Origin of the sequence: Colwellia sp. 75C3 (assembly GCF_002836255.1) — a bacterium.
Classification (GTDB): Bacteria; Pseudomonadota; Gammaproteobacteria; order Enterobacterales; family Alteromonadaceae; genus Colwellia.
This window is the reverse complement of sequence record NZ_PJAU01000047.1, coordinates 162,343-183,039: the sequence shown is the minus strand read 5'-3', so window position 1 is coordinate 183,039 and position 20,697 is coordinate 162,343. Positions and strand designations below refer to the sequence as shown.

Here is a 20,697-nt window from a genome sequence, read left to right as displayed (position 1 = left end):
GTAATGGCTTATTGAGTATAGAACACACATTTAATAAAGACTAAATTCTCATAAAAACCTCTCCGAAACAAAGAATAAATTCCTTTTAAAATACTCTGCTGAGTCTAAGCTTTATAAGTAACAGTTATTAGGATTTCATCATGTTACTCATTCGCCCTTACCCTCAATCAACCGATTCATTACCAAACTACTTGCTTAGGTTAACTGCCAACAATGGCTATAAAAATTCAATGCAACTGCTAAGAAGTGCCAATTGCAAATTGTTAAATAATAGGTTGCCGGGTAAAAAGATATTTTTTGGCGATTTTGATTTAGAGCGAGTGGCAATGTTAGCCAATATAAACATTGCTCAAGTTGAGGCGTTAAAGTTTAGACCGCTTAGTAACACTCGATGCTCGGCCTTTGCACAGGATTTCCTTGTAAAAAATCTAAACGTTACACACGTAAGGATTTGCCCGTTTTGTTATGAGGAACACAGGACAATTGCTTTTATAAACAGTTTGGCGGCCAAGACATATTGCACAAAGCATAATTGTGTATTGATATCAGTTCATCCGACAACAGGATATAGACTCACATGGGGAACACATTATTTATGGCGTGATGTAGCAAGCTGGAGCAATGATGTATCTAGAATTGAGGTTGGTGAAGCTGAGTTTACTTTCAATAAGCACATTGAGCTATTGGAAAGCACTAATTTAATCATTGGGCGGCAGTCAATAAATCTAGCAGAATACTGCGATTTGTTAGGTTTTTTTGCCCATTTCCATCCGTTTGCTATCGACTCTCAAAAGAAAACCAGTGCTAAAAGCGATACTGAGCTTTGTCGTCAATATTATTCAGCCGCCTATTGGTACATTGCAGAGTGGCCAACTCGTTTTTTTGAGATGTTAGCGCACTTTGAAAATCATCCTATGTCAGATAGGCGGTTAACTGGCATTAGAAAATGTTTTCGTGATTTATATGATGATATCTACAGCTCTGACAACAGCCGTTCAGGTGCTTATAAGTTGCTAAAGTCGGGGTTTGAAGAGTATTTACGCGACCATTTTTCTACTGGCATACTAATGCAATCACTAACGCAAGTAGATACACAAACAAAAGATAATTCAATATTCATCAGCGAATCACAAATTGCGAAAATCCTTTACTGCCATTTAGGGAAAGTGAAGGTTTATATTCGAGAAAAATTAATTTCGCCTTCTCACTTTTTAGTAAATGGCACACGTTTATTTCTTCGCACTGGTGTTATGAAACTTAAGTCAAAATTAGAAAATTGCTGCTCTATTGATGAATGCGCTGAGCTATTGGATGTCAGTGTTTATCATACTCGACAGTTATTAAGGGACGGCATTATTAACCCATTGCTTGAGCCAAATTTAACAAACAGAGATTGGTTGATTGAAAAGAGAGAGATAGAAATACTAATCAACCGGCTTAAAGCCAATGCTTCCATCTCTATGAGCAGTCCCACAACAGCAATCAGGCGCTTCAATTTTGCTGGTTATAGTTTTGCTGACTTAATCAAAAAGATGCTTAATGGTAAAGTTGACTATGCCTATTCAGGTAGTAACAATGCACCTTTTTCACTTATAAGATTCACACCCATTTTTCAAACCGATGATGATGTTTCATCCGAGTTACTTACTCCTCAAGAAGCTTGCTCAACACTTGGGATTAATAAAAACGTCATTTATGAGTTTATAAAAATTGGATTAATAGATTGCCTAAAGCAGAAAGTTAATCGCACTCCTAGACCAATCAAATTAATCCCAAAAGCCAGCATTATCCAATTCAAAACCTGCTATTTACTAAAACATCAACTAAATGGAATACCCGTCAGTGATATTGAACTAATTTCAGGCCCTAAAATCAACGGCGGGTTAATCAATGTATATCAACGTAAATAGTGCTAATGAACACTTTTATAGTTGTTACTAAGGGTATTGAAATGAATAAACGGTTAATCAAAACAATGCATATTCAAGAGCAGTTAGCACTCTGTTAAATTGATAATATGTTAATAAAAGCTTGTTAAATTATGGAGGGAAATATGAAACTGATAAAACTCAAGAAAGCCAAAATAGTAAAAATTGATAAACAACTTTTGCTAGAGTTTTCTGGTGAGGTGATAAAATATTTAAGTACAAGTGATTTAGACAGCTTAAGTTTCACGATTGAAAAAGGAACAATAATCGTATGGAAGCAATTTGAAATAGATATTCCAGAAGTTATCTACAGTGAACTTTCAGACTTATTTAAAGGTAATGATGAAATTATATCGAAATGGCTTCAGACACCTAAAGCTTTCTTAGTAAACGAAGCACCGATTGATATGTTGAAAACTGAACGCGACATAGCTGCTATTTTAGATCTCATAAACAGGATAAAAACAGGTGATTTATCTTAAATACATACTTTTGCTTACTCAAGCTATCGAGGTGGACTAAAGCGAATTTTATGGAGAGAACGTTAAGATGAGACTTGATACTATGATTTATAATGCCTATATCGTTTCTGTTCCAGCCCTGAGAATAGAAGTTATATATGGCACTGTCATAGAAGATCGTAAAGGCAGATTCATTAAGGGAAATTATGTCTGCTCTAGCGCTATTATCAGTAAAAATAGTGATGCTAAAATTTTCACTACTCGCAACTCAGTTTATGCAGCATATGGTAAGGTAAAAAAAATCATTGCAAGTGTTCATGAGTTTAAGCTCATTATCAAAGGTATGAACCCGAATGATGCGGCATTGTTCTTAGCATCTGTTGAGTCCACAAAAAACACAAGGCATTGATAGATCCGCATATCTCAAGCTCGCACAAAACCGACACACCTGGTTTCGATAAAATATTAATTAATCCACAAAGCTGTCAAGATTTACAAGTAAAAATCCCCCTCCTAATGTTCACTTGGATACGAATATAGCTATCTATTCCTTACCTAACGGGAACGGAACCGACTATAGCGGACATTAACCTCAATAGATTTCGGGGCTGTTTAGAGCGTTCAGAAAAATAAATCTACTTTTAACGTCCAAAAATTAAATTTGACTATAATGGGCTTAAAACGGCCACATAAGTGACCAGTGAATTTCGGTTAATATGATCATGATTTCACAAAAGCTCAATGACCGCTTTAGTAACAAAAAAGCTAACGTCAGCTTTATGATGGTTTAAAGGGTTTATGTTGGCAAACTAAAATGTAATTGGCTTCCGAAGCTAAATGCAATTCGCTGGCCCTGTTAGCAGATATTTTCCACCAATGCAGGAGAATATCTATTAACTAATTAACCTGTTAAATACCTTTCAATTTTTTTTTGAATATGTAGTTGTCAAAAAATTAACGTGTTTAATTTTTATTGTTAATGGTCCTTGGCTTTTATTTTTATATTCAGGGTGACTTTCTTTAATGAAATTCCCCAGCTCATTTATAGGAATAACAAATAATTTTTCTAACCACTGCACTCTTAAGGCCCAGTTCTCCATTGGAATTGGAGGCGACAATAATAACTCTATTAATTGAACTTTATATAAAGTCCCCTCAGAAGACATGATTGAGTCAAAAACAGACATCAATACATGTGGGATGCCTTTTCTTCCTCCTTCATTATTCCTTTTAATAAAAACATCATATAAAAATTTCTTCACACCTCCTGAATTTATTATATTTTGAACTTTAACCTGATCAAGATACAGCTCTTCAAGACTAAAATTTCTACGGTTATCCATTGACGCTGTTTTATGTTCTAATTCTTTAAGAAGAAATAATCCGATATTATTTTCAATAAAACGCCTGTATAGATTAGCATCAAGTAATGCGACAAAGTCTTGTGTATTTCCGCGAAAATTTAAAAATGTATTCCCTATATGAACACTATAAAGGTCAGGCTCAATTGCTTTTAGCTTAAATGACTCGAATGATGTATTACAAGTTATACAGCGCTCATTAACTAAACTATCTTCATTAACTTTTGTATTGCAATGGGTACAGCTATCGATCATTAACACGTTATGCTTAGTACAAACTAAACAACTTTTTAACCACCAATAAGGCGCTAGCACTCTGTCCTGTTGGTAACAAAGATAACAAAACTTTGTGCGAGCGTAGTCAAACTGCTGCTTATGATAATGAGCACACTCCCAAATGTCGGTTAACTCGCTTACATTTGGGTCTGATATGCTTTTGAATAGCGTCTGAATTTCTTTTCTGTCAGCCAATTTCATAGAACGATGAGGTTTAGATTTTGCTGTAATTTCTGACGAAAATGCGGTGTAAACATATCCATTGGCACGCGCAAGCCTAATCAAGTAGCTTTGAAAAGACTCTGAGCGATTAACTTTGGGTCGAAGTAATAACTGATGATTAATTTTTAGAGAGGACACGACTTAATTTCTCTTCAGTTGCCACTTGGCGATACTTCCAGTTACCTTTTCTCGAATAAGGCTTGTTATACTGTGTTTCCGCTATTTCGTGAACCACTTCCAAACTATCAAGTGGCACGTCAAAGTTAAGAGGGTTACTTTCCATAGGAACGCGTTGAATTTTTATGGAAGCCTTAAGTAATTGATCAATGGTTAACTTTGTTTCGCCAGCCCTAACCGCTTTTTTTGCTGCGGGTCGAATTATTTGCTTCATTAAACGACTTAGATTTCCCCCAGCTGCACACATTAACCGTACACCTAACTCTTCGTCTGCTAACCCCACTTTAGCTTCAAATGGTAGCTGGTTATCAACCTCATCTAGAAAGATTAACCACCCAGATGCTGTTTCCAAATCATATTCATCGATATGATGAATAACTGGGAATCTTTTGATTAAGGCGATATTGGTATCAATTACCTGCTTTGAGTAAGGCATTCCGAATAGAATAACGGGTCTTCCTGTTAGGTTAACCAATGTTTTAATCCATTCTGACGTATTCCATATTATATTATCGCTGCCATTTTCAATGGCATTTTGGAACTCGTCGATAAAAATAGCTTCAACTTTTACGCCATTACATTGCACAACAAAGCGGTCAGTTAATTCTCCACGCGTGCCTCCTTTACCTTGAAGCCAATCGCCTAAATCTCTTAACATATGCCCTGGTGCGCCTTTGGGAGATTTATCATCGAGTAATGTAGAAGAGAGAACAGGCACTACATCTCCTTCTTCCGCCTGATACCTAGGGTACTTAGCAAGATAGTGATCAAAAATAGTGGTTTTACCCATTCCACTTTGCGCGGTTATCAAAATACTGGTTGGCTGCTTTTTATAATCGATAATTCTTGCGGTATCCATTGCCTCATCGATGTCTTCGAATATTTCTTTAATTTGAGGTGTTTCAACAAATATGTTTTCTATTTGTCTAATTTTTTCATCAATGCCCGCTTGGTTACTACTCATTATCATTTTCCTTATTCGCCAATTTATCAGCTTTAAGTTTTGCCACAATATCAGCCATCCCCGTTGTTTTAGTTTCTTCAGAAGGCTTGTTTTGCTGATTGACTACTAGGTCTATCTTTGCTTTCTGCTCATCGCTAACAACTGAGCTATTGCCTCCACCTTCGATATTCCTGTACCTTGATAATTGTTTGCTTGCCGATATTTTCATTCTTCTATTAAGTACTATTTCTTTATCAATTATGTCTTCAATACGTTTTCTAGCTTGGGCTAGTGATAGTTCGTCAGTATTATCTAATGCATATTTATTACGATATTTTTGAATTATCTGGTGTTGATGCAGTGTAAGGTCTTTTGTGTAATCTTGATCAACTGCCGGCACATCAAAATATGTCTTAGAAATAGGGTTAAGTACTTTTATGCAGCTTAAGTTTTCCCGGTTAGTTTTAATTTTTTGCTCACTAATGTAACCACTTTGTCTTAACTTAGTTAGTGTATTACTTGAATACCAAAGGTTATTAATAACAATACCTTTTGATCGGTTATCTCTTGTGTCGTTTTCAGAAAATATAATATCTAATCGCTCAGGTGAAACAGGGTCTGTATCAACATTTACTTCATCTTCTAACCACGAGATATTGGGGATAACTTTATCTTCGCCTTTTGGAGTACAATGATATATATCTACTAACCAACAATAAAAAATGTCCATGAATGTTGTCATAGATATCACCGCATTTTTTTCTGGATTATAATCATTACTGTCAAACAGGCTTGCAAACACTTTTCCCGGTTTATCATCTAGAAGGGTTTGATTCAGGGTTTTGAAATACGATTCAACAGCCCCTTTATACCAAGGTTTCTTCACTGGATTTTTAACAATCGTTGTGCCTAAGTCTAATAGTGACTCTTCAAACATCTTACTCGTAAAGTCTCTACCTACATCCGTTGCTATATAAGTAAAAACGCCTCGACAATGCCATTTACCTTTTACACTTGGATATTCAGCCATTAATGCTGTTTTATCTGAGATGGCATTCTTTACCGCTTTAGAAATACTAAGGAAGCTCGGTGGCTCAAAACCAATATATGCCCCTAGAATAGATCGTGATTTTCTGTCAAGCACCGCCGTGACGGTTGGGCGGCCTAAGGGTAGTCTTAAATATTCATCAATAATGAACAAATCGAGCGTAGTATGATCTATTTCAGCACGGTCGAGAATTTTAGTTATTGGTTCAGCTTTACGCTGAGTGCTAAACAAGATATCAGCTTTTGCTTTTCCAAGCTGAGCGACCATGACATCATATGGGGCCAATTTCGCGGCTCTTTTTATGAAACTTTGATAAGTGATTAAGGGGAGTTGAATGTCATCCGCTCGTGTCGAATTTTCAATTAATACCCAATCTTTGAATTTTGTAAATGCCGTATTATAAGAGATTTTTTCTTTATTTTTTAATGTCATTAGTGCATCGTAAATATAAGAGTCTGTTTCTTCGGGCACCCTTGATTCTCTATTCCCTTTTAACTCAGTCATGGGGATTAGCCCTCTCATTCCCATCTCTACATATCGATCAAGCCATCTTTTTAACGTTCTCCAAGACACTGTTTTAACTTGGTATTCTTCAACAACTTCAACAATTAATGGATCAAGCCATTTAGGAGAGAATTTGGTCACGTTGTTATCAACAAGCACACATTTAACAAATTTCCAACGATATAGTGCTACTGCTTTCAGGTTTTCTGGATAACTTGAGAAATCACGCGACTTATCTCCTGAAACATTCTCCACCTTTGGCTTAGAAGACACTATTTGTGCTTCCCCCCTAAAAATAAGATCTGACATTTCAGAGTATGAAAGTTCACTAGCTATTAACGAGATAACATCTTCAATTTGAATAGTTGAGCCACCTATCGATTTGATTTCAAATTGTCGCTTATCCCTAATAAAGTAATCACCAATAGTAATTTTACTCATGACTCAAGCTCCAAGGTCATATTCCAAGATAATTCAAAGTTTTTGATATCCGTTTTTATTTTATAGTTGGCTAATAAGCAATAAAAGTCACCAATAGAAGCAATGACATTATGTTTATTGATAAAATCAAACGCACTGATTTTTTTATGTTCCTTAAGAAGGGCAGTTATCGTGCGCAGCATAGCGTCGTTAATAACTCTATTTTTTTTAGCTTTGAATAACGTTTTGAGGTTAGAAAAATATGGCTCAGCTCTAATTTCGCTATCAAGAGCAAAGTCCAATTTCTTTTTCAAATATATAGCTTGGCTTTGCCAAATTGGAAACAATAGCGCGAGTTCGGGGTCAATAAACTCCTCTTGCTTTACTTCAAAATATCGAATTGATGTATCTTTATACCAAACTTGAAAGTCAGGGGTGTAGTGAGGGTTTTTCTTAAGGAGTGTAGGATCATCAATGTCGGGGATATAATAATAACCTAATGGCTGACATTCGTATTTAATAACGTCTCGATTAAATTCTAAGTGATAACAATAATCCGCTTCAAGTTTCCCATCAGTGAGAACAGGCACGATTTCTGATTTGGTAGAAGCGAATTTACAAACCGTTGTTCCTTTCCGGTTTCTTAAATCGCGTCTTTTTGAAACATATAAATTCAACATACACCCTCCATCTTAATATGAAAGGTATAAGTGAAAAACAAGTTATTGTCAACTTATGATTTAACCATTGCCAGGTTATGATCTAACTTTGTCAGCTTATGGTTTACAGACCAATTAAACAATCGCCATATCACCTTTGCTTTGTAGCCAAACTTTTCTGTCCGGACTACGCTTTTTAGATAACAGCATATCCATAAGTTCCATGGTTTCGCTGTGCTCATCAATCGTTAACTGCACTAATCGACGTGTATTAGGATCCATCGTGGTCTCACGCAATTGCGGTGGATTCATTTCACCCAAACCTTTAAAGCGTTGTACGTTTACCTTGCCACGTTTTTTCTCTGCTTCAATTCTATCTAAAATGCCGTCTTTTTCGGCTTCGTCTAATGCGTAAAATACTTCTTTACCGATATCAATCCGGTATAAAGGCGGCATAGCTACGTAAACATGACCGGCTTCTACCAAGGGTAAAAAGTGCTGCATAAATAGGGCACATAACAAGGTAGCTATGTGTAGCCCATCGGAATCGGCATCCGCAAGAATACAAATTTTTCCGTAACGTAATTCTGATAAATCGTCACTATCTGGGTCAATGCCTAGCGCGACGGAGATATCATGTACCTCTTGCGAAGCAAGAATTTGGCCGGAATCGACTTCCCACGTGTTTAGGATTTTACCTCGCAGTGGCATGATAGCTTGAAACTCTCTATCTCTTGCTTGCTTAGCACTACCGCCAGCAGAGTCACCTTCAACTAAAAACAGTTCAGTGCGGGCTAAATCTTGACTACCACAATCCGTTAACTTACCTGGTAAGGCAGGTCCTTGGGTGATTTTCTTTCGCACTACTTTTTTACTAGCGCGCATACGCTTTTGTGCGTTATTAATACAAAAATCTGCCAATAATTCAGCTTTGTCTGTGTGCTCGTTTAACCATAAACTAAAGGCATCTTTTACTACCCCGGTAACAAAAGCAGCACATTGACGTGAGGATAATCGCTCTTTGGTTTGGCCGGCAAATTGTGGGTCTTGCATTTTTATAGATAAGATATAACTACACTTATCCCATATATCATCATGGGTTAATTTAACGCCCCGCGGGATTATATTTCGAAATTCACAAAATTCTCGCATTGATTCAAGTAGCCCTTGGCGCATACCATTAACGTGCGTACCACCTGCGATCGTTGGAATTAGATTTACGTAACTTTCGCCAATGCTATCGCCACCTTCAGGTAACCAAGTAATAGCCCAATCAGCCGCTTCAAGTTGCGAGGAAAAACTTCCGACAAAAGGTTGTTCAGGTAATGAGACATAACCTTTTACCGCTTCTTTTAAATAATCAACGAGGCCATCCTCGTAACACCACTCATATTTTTTATCTTCAATTTTATCGTGAAACTTTAGCGTTAAGCCTGGACATAATACCGCTTTAGCTTTCAATAAATGTGTGAGGTGGCGTACCGAAAATTTAGCGGTGTCAAAATAGCTAGCATCGGGCCAGAATTTAACACTGGTGCCTGTATTGCGTTTTCCTACCGTACCTGTTTCTCTTAACTCTTCAACTTTATCGCCATTTTCAAACGCCATTTCATAGACTTTACTATCTCGTCTAATACTGACATCTACTCGTGTTGATAAAGCATTAACAACAGAGATACCAACACCATGTAAACCACCTGAAAATTGGTAGCTTTTATTTGAAAATTTACCACCGGCATGCAGTTTACAAAAGATAAGTTCAACACCTGACACCCCCTCTTCAGGGTGAATATCGGTAGGCATACCACGGCCATCATCTATTATTTCAAGCGATTGATCAGCATATAAAATAACACTAATATTTTGTGCATGACCGGCAAGTGCCTCATCCACCGAGTTATCAATGACCTCTTGACCTAAATGGTTTGGTCTAGTGGTATCAGTATACATACCCGGACGGCGACGAACGGGTTCTAAGCCACTAAGTACTTCAATGGAATCGGAGTTGTATTGGTCAGTCATTTGAAACTCAATTTAATCGTGGTTAAAAGGTCTAAATATTATTTTTCGTATTCGCGACAGCATATAAAACAGAGTTGAGTCGATTTGATGTGTCTAATCAAGTTGAAAATAGTCACTGATGGTAGGTAAGCAATTATCAAAGTTGATAAAGCTATGATCACCACCTTCTTGTACTATTAATCGACAATGTTGATATTTTTCCACAGCTTGTTGGTAATTTAACACTTCATCGCCCGTTTGTACCATAACTAGGTAATTATTTTTTTCTTTACCATCAACTGTTGGTGCCAATTGCTCAAGTGCTTTCAACTGCTGGATATGATCTTCAGTGACTTGATACACTTCTTTAGTATAAGGATTAACTTGCTCGCCAATATAGTCATGCAAGAGTTCATAAGGCCTTATTGCTGGATTCACTAATACCGCTGCACAGTTATACTTTTTAGCTAGATAACAAGAAAAGTAACCGCCTAATGAGGAGCCTATTAAATACCATTGTGTCTTTGAGCCATTTGCCTTCGAGCTATGTTTTTCAATAAGTTGCTCTAATTGAGTAATCGCTTTTTCTGGCGTTGATGCTAATTGTGGACAGAAGAATATAACCTCAGGATAGTGCTTTTCCAAGTATCGACGGGTTTGTTCTGCTTTTAACGACAGTGGCGAAGAGTTGAACCCATGAATATAGAGAATGTTTTTTTTCATTAGTAAGCTTTTATAATTATTATTTAAGTGAGTAATTTCAGGTGTTAAATCGATACTATTTAAAAACGATTAACAGTAACTGCTTATCTTGTTAAAAGTAACATTAAGAGAAATTTTATAGCGTTACAACGTCAGTGTTTAGTTGACCATCAGCATATAAATAGAAAACTCGATATCCGGGCCCTTTCGCTAACGCCGCAACCCCATCAACATTGGGGTCAAATTGTATTGATGTGGCGGGACATGTATATAAAACCACGGGTTCTTTTAGTTTTTGGTTTAGTGGCTTACTTAAAAGGTTACTGACAGGATTAGTCAACTCCATAGCACTATGAACATGACCACAAGCAATAGCTTTTATATTATTGTAGCCATTAATAGCTTGCCAGAAATCAGCTTTATTTTGTAAACCGTGTTTATCAATGAAATACCCTACATCTATGGGATGATGATGCATCATCAGTAACTGATGTTTACCTGGCATGATAGCACTTTGCAACTTTTCTAATACTGGTTCACTAACATAACCTGCAGGTGTCGCACTTTTACTGTCTACTAGTTGAACTTGCCAGTGAGATAAACTAATTTCTTTACCTGCGAGAAACGGCGACACTGAAAAATACTTAGCCAACAGCTCAGGTTCATCATGATTACCGGCCAAATAATAAATCGGCACAGTAATATCGCATTCATGCACACAATCGACAAAATTCTGATAAGACTGCTCAGTATGATCTTGTGTTAAGTCACCGGTAAAAACGACATAGTCTATTTGGGCGTTGTTACGAACACTCAGTAAAACGTTCCTAAGATTGTCGAATACGTTATGCCCGTGATGTAAGCCATCAAGAGATGAAAATAAATGACTATCAGTTATTTGTGCTAAAACAATTGGCTTGTGCTTTACAGGGTAAGACTCTGTCTCGTTCATAAGTTAATACTTCATAGATTAAGAATGTAACTCAACATTCACTTGCCCTAAACGCAAACATAGATGTAGCCATTCATTTAAAAACTGATTGGTTTGCTGCTTTTCATCTTGCTGATGCATTTGATTATTAGGGTAATCATAGCGAGGTTTCACTTGCCTGATGTCTTGTGTAGATAATACTTCAGCCATACGAGCATCATGATATAAACGAATAGTCATACGAGGATGTAACGCGCTGACAACAATGCCTGGAATGTTTTTAAGTGAATGACTTAAACTTTCTTGTTCAAAGCTAATGACAGAGGTATAGCGAGTCACTTCCTTTATCGTTACATTATATGCAAGGAAGTCACTGATAAAAAAATGACGCCTCTCTCCTAGCGCTGTTTTATCCGCTAATACTTTCAGCAATAACATATAGTTGTTAGCACACAAGGTCATTAAACTAACTAAGTTAGGTCGATAATTGTTTCTAGTACCATTTACTAATGCTTTATTAGGGAAAAAACTCATGGGTGCCTCTTAACCGTCATTTTTAGAACTAATAGCTTGAGTACTTGTATCTTTAATACTTATACCTGTAAACATATGGATTGATAGTTCAGTGCCAGCCATTGTAACCCGATAATTGTGGCCGCGTTAGTGATTTTACCCTGAGCCAATAATTCTAGAGCATGAGTTCGACAGACTAAATGCAACAAAATATCTTCATTTTCTTCAGGTAAACCATGAATAGTCCCATCATTTATTTTAGTACTATCAAAATGCGCTAAATACAGATGAATACGCTCACTCATGCCACCAGGACTAGAGAGGTATTGCATGATAGGGACTAAATCATTACTGCAAAGGGTTAAATCAGTTTCCTCTTTGGCTTCTCGTATCGCTACCTCAATGGGGCTTTCATTAGCATCAAACATACCTGCAATAAATTCTAATAACCAAGGACTATCATCCCCCCTTAAAGCGCCTGGCCTAAATTGCTCTATCAATAGTACCTTATCTAATTTCGCATCATAGGGCATAACAACCACAGCATCACCACGTTCAAATATTTCTCGGGTAAATAACTGACTTTGCTCTCCCGAGAAAAGTTTGTGCTGCAGTGAGTATTCATTCATCTTAAAAAAGCCCTGATACTTGGTCACAACTGAGTGTACAGATACCTGTTCATTATTGAATTTCAGCATTGATAACGGCTTTTTTTTAACATTTTTCATCAATTGTCTCTTTTTAATAATAATTTGTTACACTAGTAAACAGTTATTTTATTTGGTTAATTTAAAAATCCATGTAGGATACCCTACCAGTGAATATCAATAAATAAAGCATATACTCGCTCCAGCTGAATCCTGTATTTTCAACTAGAACGGGTATAAGAGTAATCCAAGGAATTCCTTACTCATGAATAAAACACTAAGCACACTAATTATAGCGATAACTGCAGCTATTAGCAGTACACAAGCCCAAGCTGATAATTTATTAACAGTCTATCAGCAAGCTTTATTAAACGATCCTGTGGTACTTAAAGCACAAGCGCAGTTTATGATAGTTAAAGAAGATATCGCACAAGCTCGTTCGGTCTTATTACCACAAATTACTGCAAGTGGTGGATATAACACCGGTGAGCAAGAGTCTTACCAAACCCCTGAGAACTCACCTGCTTATGTAGGAACCTCTGAGTTTTCCAGCTTAACGTATGGCGCCAACTTAAATATGCAACTTTATCATCATGATAGTTGGTTGCGTTTAGGTAATGCAGAAAAAGCAGCCCATCAAAGTGATTTGACTTACCAAGTAGCTAAACAAGATTTAATTACCCGTGTTGCCAAAGCTTACTTTGATTTACTCAGTACTAAAGATGACTTAGTTTTTGCTACTGCCGAAAAAGATGCCATTGCGCGTCAACTTGAGCAAACTAAACAACGTTTCTCAGTAGGTTTAACCGCTATCACTGACGTTTATGAAGCACAAGCGCAATTTGATAGTGCAGTTACTGAGGAGATTAGAGCGGAAAATGCTATTTTCCAAGCCGAAGAAGAGTTACGTGTTATAACGAATACTTACCCTAAAAATGTCAGTGTCTTAAATACTGACCGTTTTAGTACCAGCACTCCTATGCCAAATAGCGCCGATGAATGGCAAGTTACCGCAGAAGCTAAAAATCTAGATTTAATTACCGCTAAAGTAGGTATTGATATCGCGCAAGATAATATTGATATTGCCCGCTCTGGTCATTACCCTACTCTTGACCTTGCGGCTAATTATAACGGTAAAGATGAAGAATCAACATTCAATGATAACCCAACTGTAGATGCCCCTGGTGTTAATGGTTACTCTATTGGCGTGCAATTAAGTATTCCAATTTACTCAGGTGGTGCAATTCAAAGTTCAGTGCGTAAAGCACAAAATAGCTTTGTACTTGCCAGCCAAGACTTATCTTTAACACATCGTGGTGTGGTTCGTACTACACGTAATGCCTATAATACGGTTATTGCCGCGATTTCAGCCATCAAAGCGTTTGAGCAATCAGTATTAAGTGCTCAAAAAGCATTAGAAGCAACTGAAGCTGGTTTTGAAGTAGGTACACGTACTATTGTTGATGTATTAGATAGCACGCAGAATTTATATAACGCTAAACGTAATTTATCTACAACACGTTATGCTTATATTCAAAACGTTTTATTATTAAAACGTGCTGCAGGTACTATTACTGATGAAGATATAAGTGCTATCAACTCAGGTTTAATAGCCGTAAATTAGTTCATTTTATAACTAATTGATTACCGATTAAAAAGCCCTGAGCAATGATATTGCTTAGGGCTTTTTTGTTTCCACTTGCATAGCGTTTAACAATACTAAAAAATCTAGTTAATAAGATTAAAAATCTCAATGAATTAAACTGAATAGGTATCTTATGTTAATTATTGAGTAAGCTCACCTAGGTATGTGAATTAGACTAGAGTTTTAATGAAGGCGGTAAGCTCGGTAGCTTCACGTTCAGCAGAGTAATGCTCTTCTACACGTTGGCGACCTGACACCCCCATTTGAGCAAGCTTTTTTTCATCACTCAATAACAACGCCATTTTATCTTTTACTGCCGCTAAATCATTGACCGGCACGACGTAACCATCGATCCCTTGACGAATGACTTCAGGCCATGCGCCTGCTTCACTGGCAAGCACTGCCGCACCGCTGCTCATTGCTTCAAGAATAGTTAAACCAAAACCTTCCTTTTCACTTAAAGCGACGACAAGAGACAAGCTGCTAAATATTTTGGGGATATCAGAGAAATCCTGTTCCCCCACAAAAATGATACGCTCAGACAGGCCTGCCTGAGTGATGCTATCACGTAACTCTTGGGTGAATTTGTTATGTTTAGCAGCAATGCCACCAACAATAACTGCGGTGTAATCAGGGTAGTCATTTAATAGGGAAATACAGCTTTGAACAAAGAGGTGAACACCTTTTTGTTTTCTTACTCGTCCAAGAATAGCAATACCATGCTTACCTTTTTGTTGAGTAGGAGGCAATAAATCAAGCGCTTGCCAAGCTTGTTGTTTATCTTTATTAGCCTTATAAGCGGAGGTATTAACACCATGATAGATAACAGCACTTGGCGGATTTTCTAAATAACTGGCTGAAGCGTTACACATGGCAATAACCGCATCCATGTGTCTTGTTAACCAGTAGGTAAACTTAGCGCGTTTACGTTGAGCTGCAGAACTAAAAACCAGTTTTATCTTAGCTCTAAAAAAATATTTTAAGACCACGCCTTGAATCATTTCATCAACACGACGGGCATGAAACACACGAAATTTACCATTAGCAAGAGGACTTTGGCACATTTTTACTACTTGCCAAAAACCAATAGCTAAACTTGCATCTGTTAAGTTATTCTTCCCCATGACGCGCAAAGGAATCATATGCTTTTGGTAAGATACTACTTGCAACATTGTTGAGGTAATACCTGAAAAACTCCGTTTTGAATTTCCAATGATAAGCTCAATTTCTTTATTACTTACCTCTTGGTCAACCACTGCTTCCATCAAAAAGTCTCAAATACCGATTATTAATTTATTGGGCGCCATTCTACTGCAAAATAGGCCTGAAGGGGTAAATAACTTCATTGCCCAAGACAAACTAACTTGCGTATAATCAAGCATAGTTAAAATAAAGGTCTAAGAGAAAATACATTGAGCAAAAATAAAGTGTTACAAGCTAACTTTAAGTTATCTTTTTTATTACCCAAATACTGGTTAACTTGGCTAGGTGTTTTTATTCTCTATAGTGTTTCCTGGTTACCTTTCAAACTACAACTCGCTATGGGCCGCGTTTTAGGCCGATTAATATTCAAGATGGCTTCAAAACGAAAGCATGTAGCATTGACCAATTTACGCTTATGTTTTCCTAATAAAAATGAGGCTGAACTTCAAAGCATCCTAAAGAAGAATTTTGAAAATACGGGGATTGCACTGTTTGAAACCGGTATGGGTTGGTGGTGGCCAAACTGGCGTGTAGCGAGAAAAGTAAAGGTTACCGGAGCACATCATATAACTGATGCACAAGCACAAGGCAAAGGTGTACTTGTTTTAGCTATGCACAACTTAAGTTTGGAGATGTGTGCCCGTGGTGCAGGATTAGATAATCCATTGGTCGTTTTTTATCGACCTCATAACAACCCCTTAATGGAGTTTTTTCAACACCGAGGCAGAGCTCGTTCTAATAAATACATGTTAGGCAAGCGTGATGTTAAAGGTCTATTACGCGCTCTGCATGATAAAGATGCTTGCGCCTATTTACCTGATCAAGACTACGGTCGTAATAAAAGTCTATTTGTACCTTTTTTTGCGGTAAAAGAGACAGCTACCACAACAGGTACGTTAATTTTTGCTCGTAAAAAGAACACAAAAACTGTGATGATGATTCCACGTAGAAATGCCGATAATAGTGGTTATACTGTCGAGGTTTCAGCACCACTAGATAATTTCCCGACAGATAATGATGAACAAGATTTAATTAAAATAAATCAAAAATTAGAAGAAGCTATTATGGTACAACCTGAGCAATACATGTGGCTGCATAGACGTTTTAAGACCAGGCCTAACCCAGAAGATGCTTCATTGTATAAATAAAGTAACAATTGAGCTTAGATCTACAATAGATTTATTGATGTTCAAATAGCCGTGGTGAAGTTTTCGAGCAAAATAAAAGGGATAATTTGTATAAATATTATTCTTTGAGTAAAATAAGTTAACTTCCACTATAATTAAAGTGATGATAACCAAGGTATTAATTAACCGATGAACTTTTGGCTACGAAACATTATTTTAGCGATTTTTCTCACTTCATTAGCGGTGGCATTTTTAGCGAATCAAGACTTCTTGCTTTCACTAGATGGATCGTTAGGGAAAGTTGATGAAAGTACAATACAAGGCTCTCAGCTCACTTTGAAGGCATCATCTGAAGAAGCTAAAAATATAACATCAACGCCTAAAAAAAGCAGGACATCAAGTAATGCGGCAGCTATTGGCTTATCTAAGTTTTATGCCAATTTGCATGGTGATATGAATGGCAAGGGCCCAAAGATTCGTAATAATATCGTTTACCTTCCCGATCCTAAAGGTGACTTAGCTAAAATATTGCAAGCGAGAGAAATGGTAGTACGGCCTTATCGAGATAATTGGCGTGGCAGTATTGAGTCTAGGCCTTTTAGATCTGGTGAAACCTTAAATCAAAAACTAGCTGAGTATTCTGAAAAGGATGGCATAGATTTAATTTGGTGGCTAAATCGTGATTATGTAGTGAAAGACCCGTTTAGAATTGAAAAAGACATTTTAAAAACCTCTTTTCAAGTAGCTAAAGCCATTGAAGGACATTTTGAGTCAGGCCTTTCTATTTTCTTTTGTAATCGTCAGCGCGCTATCGTAGTCATTGAAAGTGCCCCTCACCCCTTTTTGGATGAGGAATGCATTTCTCTTGCAGGTGAAAATCCTTATTAATTGACTTTATCGATTATTTTCCTATTATCAAAAACATTAACCGTCCTAGTTAATTGTTTATACACATTACCAATCAAGAGGCATTTTTCATAGTGCTGAGCGATTTCAATGCTAGGCGCTATGATGAAATAAGGGTATATTACTAATCAATAAGGCATTTGTGCCAAATATCAGTAATAGCACTTTGCCCCGTTACCTTTTGCCTATCAATTAATTGACCTTCATTTTGCATTGTCGCTTGGTGCCCTAGCGCTCTTAATTTTTGATACATATAACTTAATTTCTGCTGTTCTACTGCTTCTAATAAATCCAGTTTCAATAAACGTTTAAATATTCCTAAATTATCACAAAAAAGCATCAAATCATGATGCTGATTCGCATAGGCTAGCACTAAAAACTGCGCAAGAAATTCAATATCAACTAACCCCCCCGTGCCCTGCTTAATATCAAAATGTGATTCACTGGATTTACTCAAATGACTACGCATTTTTTCCCGCATAGTAATAATATCGTTTTTGAGTTCAGTGAACTCTCTTGGTTGAGACAAAACGGCTTGCCGAACATTAATGAACTGCTGGCGAAGTTCATCATTACCAAATATCATCCGAGCTCTAACTAACGCCTGATGTTCCCACGTCCATGCATCTTCATGCTGATATTGAGCAAAGGTATTTAAATGAACTACCAACAAACCTGAGTTACCTGAGGGGCGAAGGCGCATATCCAGCTCATATAAAATACCGCTATTCATACGAGTATTAAAAATATGCATAATACGTTGCGCTAATTTCATATAAAACTGGCTTGCTGGTACTGATTTACTGCCGGTTGTCACTTCATCGGGCTGACTATGATGAACAAAAACGAGATCTAAATCTGAGCTATAACCCAACTCTACCCCACCAGTTTTTCCGTAAGCAATAACGCCAAATCCTTTTTCCTTTAAGCCATCTAAACAAGAAGTAGGTACGCCAAAACGTTCACTCACTTGCTGCCAAGCAAGGTTTATCACTTCTGATAAAATAGCTTCAGCTAAGGCAGTTAAGTGCTCACTGATTTGTGCTACTGGTAATACATCAGCAATTTCAGCGGCAGCAATACGTAATTGTTGCGATTGTTTAAACTGACGTAGCGCTTCCATTTGTGCTTCAAGGTCTTCCTCTGGAATTCTTAACATACGTTCACGCAACTCTACCGCATAAGACGAAAGTTGTGGTGGGTTATGCAGTAACTTAGGATCAATAAGCTCATCAAGTAAAATTGGATATTTAGCAATATAATCAGTTACCCAACTGCTAGCTTGGCATAAATGAATCAGCTGCTTTAACGCGCCTTCATTTTCAAATAGTAGTTCTAAGTAGGCGGTACGTGTCACTATTTTACTAAAGACTTGCAATACTCTAGCTAACACTTGTTCTGCCATTTCATTTTTCTGTAATCTACATAAAAGTAATGGGATTAATTTATCTAAAACCTGTCGCCCTCGGTTACCTAAACTACGCTTTCCGGTATCTTCTCGAAAATCATGTAGTATTTGCCAAACCTTATCACTCTGCCAAGCAAGGGCTTCTTGGTCCAACCAAGCAATAGACTCTTCATCACTCCATCGGCTATGCCAAAGCGTTACCCAGTGCTCGTCTGCTGCTTGATGATTTGGACTATCAAGCCCAATGAGTAAATCAAATTCTTGGTGAACGCCATTCATATGCTTGGCTAACAAGGCTAAAAAATCATGCCATGTTTCAATGGCGAGTACCGCTAACAATCGCTGCTGATCCAGTTCATTATCAGGTAATGTTTGTGTTTGTTTGTCAGCTAAAGCCTGAATAATATTCTCTACACGTCGTAAGAAGCGGTAAGCACTTTCTAATACGTCTTTGTTCGTCTCATTAATTTCACCCGACTCAACCAGTTTTGGCAAAACAATTAATAAACTACGCTGTTGCAGCTCTTTTACCCGTCCGCCCCGAATCAACTGAAAGACTTGTACAATAAACTCAATTTCGCGAATTCCCCCTGCCCCAAGTTTTATATTATTGATTAATTGCTTGCGGCGTACTTCTTGAGCAATCATCATTTTCATGCGGCGCAGACTATCAATGACACTAAAATCAATATAACGACGATAAACAAAAGGTCTGAGCATACTTGATAACTGCTCATGGTATTTGGATTCACCAATAACTCTGGCTTTCAACATGGCATAACGTTCCCAATCACGCCCTTGCTCTTGGTAATAATCTTCCATCGCATTGAAAGTAAGAACAAGTGGACCACTGTCACCAAAAGGCCGTAACCGCATATCTACACGATAGGCAAAGCCATCACAAGTAATTTGGTGTAGTGAAGCAATAAGTTTTTGCGCTAAGCGAGTAAAAAATTGTTGGTTATCAATACTACGACGACAACCTTGGGTTTCACCACTTTCAGGGTAAGTAAAAATTAAATCAATGTCCGAGGAAAAATTTAACTCTCTACCACCCAGTTTACCCATGCCATAAACCAGAAGAACTTGCTGCTCTCCCTGCTCATTGGTAGGAGTACCCCACTTTTTCTGACAAAAATCAGTAAGCCACTGTAAGCTTGCTAAAATAAGTTCATCCGCTAGCGAAGATAGTCGCTTTAACGATATGTCTAAACTAATATTAAAGACTAAATCATCAAGCGCTATTTTAACCATTTGTTGTAAGCGAAAGTGTCTGATAATTCGATGCAACTGCGCTTCATCAAGACAGCCTGATAATTGCTCGAGCAATAGGCTTTTATAGTCAGGTAGCTCTTCTTTATTAGGTTTTTTAAAAACATCAATAACAAGCTCCGGAGCTTGTAAGGCACTGTTAAGAACAAAGTCGCTTAATGTTATCGCTTGCTTAAACGCACTAAGTTGCTCTGCTGATAATACATCACATACTGTGCTATGTTGCTCGACAAAGTGTCGAAAACTGGTTGTTTGTTGTTGCTTCAACAGTGGAGAAAAGGATAACGTCACAAGAATTCCTATAATAAGCAGGCGCTGCCTATAGACATAATATGTCGTTAAT

17 protein-coding genes are annotated in these 20,697 nt (G+C 37.3%); 6 read left to right on the top strand and 11 right to left on the bottom strand.

Annotated features, from left to right (window positions below; translation table 11 throughout):
• Nucleotides 1–140 precede the first annotated feature (140 nt).
• From CXF85_RS10100 to CXF85_RS10090, 3 genes are all read left to right on the top strand, one after another.
• Nucleotides 141–1,910 (top strand): TniQ family protein, encoded by a 1,770-nt coding sequence (locus CXF85_RS10100; RefSeq protein WP_101228400.1) that lies wholly within the window; start codon nt 141–143, stop codon nt 1,908–1,910.
• 143 nt (nt 1,911–2,053) lie between these two features.
• Entirely contained in the window at nt 2,054–2,410 is a 357-nt protein-coding gene (locus CXF85_RS10095) for an MbcA/ParS/Xre antitoxin family protein (RefSeq protein ID WP_157829064.1), read from the top strand.
• Nucleotides 2,411–2,477: 67 nt separating this feature from the next.
• Nucleotides 2,478–2,798 (top strand): DUF6957 family protein, encoded by a 321-nt coding sequence (locus CXF85_RS10090; protein WP_101228398.1) that lies wholly within the window; start codon nt 2,478–2,480, stop codon nt 2,796–2,798.
• A 511-nt stretch (nt 2,799–3,309) separates the two neighbouring features.
• On the opposite strand, the gene CXF85_RS10085 is transcribed toward CXF85_RS10090, so the two are convergent.
• The 9 genes from CXF85_RS10085 to CXF85_RS10045 form a co-directional block, all read right to left on the bottom strand.
• On the bottom strand, nt 3,310–4,386 hold the full coding sequence (locus CXF85_RS10085) for a TniQ family protein (protein WP_101228397.1): 1,077 nt from the start codon (nt 4,384–4,386) through the stop codon (nt 3,310–3,312).
• Nucleotides 4,367–5,389, bottom strand: coding sequence for a TniB family NTP-binding protein (locus CXF85_RS10080; RefSeq protein WP_157829063.1), 1,023 nt, complete (start codon nt 5,387–5,389; stop codon nt 4,367–4,369). Before CXF85_RS10080 ends, CXF85_RS10085 begins: the two co-directional genes overlap by 20 nt.
• Complete coding sequence (locus tag CXF85_RS10075; protein ID WP_101228395.1) at nt 5,382–7,361, bottom strand: DDE-type integrase/transposase/recombinase; 1,980 nt, start codon at nt 7,359–7,361, stop codon at nt 5,382–5,384. The genes CXF85_RS10080 and CXF85_RS10075 overlap by 8 nt, the downstream gene beginning before the upstream one ends.
• Entirely contained in the window at nt 7,358–8,020 is a 663-nt protein-coding gene (locus CXF85_RS10070; RefSeq protein ID WP_101228394.1) for a TnsA endonuclease N-terminal domain-containing protein, read from the bottom strand. The genes CXF85_RS10075 and CXF85_RS10070 overlap by 4 nt, the downstream gene beginning before the upstream one ends.
• A gap of 114 nt (nt 8,021–8,134) precedes the next feature.
• The gene (gene parE / locus CXF85_RS10065) at nt 8,135–10,021 is read right to left on the bottom strand and encodes a DNA topoisomerase IV subunit B (RefSeq protein WP_101228393.1); all 1,887 of its coding nucleotides are present in this window, start codon (nt 10,019–10,021) and stop codon (nt 8,135–8,137) included.
• Between the two features lie 93 nt (nt 10,022–10,114).
• Nucleotides 10,115–10,723: a YqiA/YcfP family alpha/beta fold hydrolase gene (locus tag CXF85_RS10060; RefSeq protein ID WP_101228392.1), complete on the bottom strand. Its 609-nt coding sequence runs from the start codon at nt 10,721–10,723 to the stop codon at nt 10,115–10,117.
• A gap of 115 nt (nt 10,724–10,838) precedes the next feature.
• A complete protein-coding gene (locus CXF85_RS10055; protein WP_101228391.1) occupies nt 10,839–11,654 on the bottom strand; it encodes a metallophosphoesterase in 816 nt (271 codons plus the stop codon).
• A gap of 18 nt (nt 11,655–11,672) precedes the next feature.
• Complete coding sequence (locus CXF85_RS10050) at nt 11,673–12,167, bottom strand: DUF1249 domain-containing protein (protein WP_101228390.1); 495 nt, start codon at nt 12,165–12,167, stop codon at nt 11,673–11,675.
• A 59-nt stretch (nt 12,168–12,226) separates the two neighbouring features.
• A complete protein-coding gene (locus CXF85_RS10045) occupies nt 12,227–12,874 on the bottom strand; it encodes an NUDIX domain-containing protein (protein WP_101228389.1) in 648 nt (215 codons plus the stop codon).
• Between the two features lie 184 nt (nt 12,875–13,058).
• Between CXF85_RS10045 and tolC the strand changes: the two genes are divergently transcribed.
• The gene (tolC, locus tag CXF85_RS10040; RefSeq protein WP_101228388.1) at nt 13,059–14,417 is read left to right on the top strand and encodes an outer membrane channel protein TolC; all 1,359 of its coding nucleotides are present in this window, start codon (nt 13,059–13,061) and stop codon (nt 14,415–14,417) included.
• A 191-nt stretch (nt 14,418–14,608) separates the two neighbouring features.
• Here the strand turns inward: tolC and CXF85_RS10035 are convergent, their stop codons facing one another.
• Nucleotides 14,609–15,703, bottom strand: coding sequence for a glycosyltransferase family 4 protein (locus tag CXF85_RS10035; RefSeq protein ID WP_101228387.1), 1,095 nt, complete (start codon nt 15,701–15,703; stop codon nt 14,609–14,611).
• A 147-nt stretch (nt 15,704–15,850) separates the two neighbouring features.
• Between CXF85_RS10035 and lpxL the strand changes: the two genes are divergently transcribed.
• Together lpxL and CXF85_RS10025 are read left to right on the top strand one after the other, a co-directional pair.
• Nucleotides 15,851–16,789, top strand: coding sequence for an LpxL/LpxP family Kdo(2)-lipid IV(A) lauroyl/palmitoleoyl acyltransferase (gene lpxL, locus CXF85_RS10030; RefSeq protein ID WP_101228386.1), 939 nt, complete (start codon nt 15,851–15,853; stop codon nt 16,787–16,789).
• Between the two features lie 168 nt (nt 16,790–16,957).
• Nucleotides 16,958–17,656, top strand: a complete 699-nt coding sequence (locus CXF85_RS10025) for a TcpQ domain-containing protein (RefSeq protein ID WP_101228385.1) — start codon at nt 16,958–16,960, stop codon at nt 17,654–17,656.
• 142 nt (nt 17,657–17,798) lie between these two features.
• Here the strand turns inward: CXF85_RS10025 and glnE are convergent, their stop codons facing one another.
• Complete coding sequence (gene glnE, locus CXF85_RS10020; protein WP_101228384.1) at nt 17,799–20,645, bottom strand: bifunctional [glutamate--ammonia ligase]-adenylyl-L-tyrosine phosphorylase/[glutamate--ammonia-ligase] adenylyltransferase; 2,847 nt, start codon at nt 20,643–20,645, stop codon at nt 17,799–17,801.
• Nucleotides 20,646–20,697 lie beyond the last annotated feature (52 nt).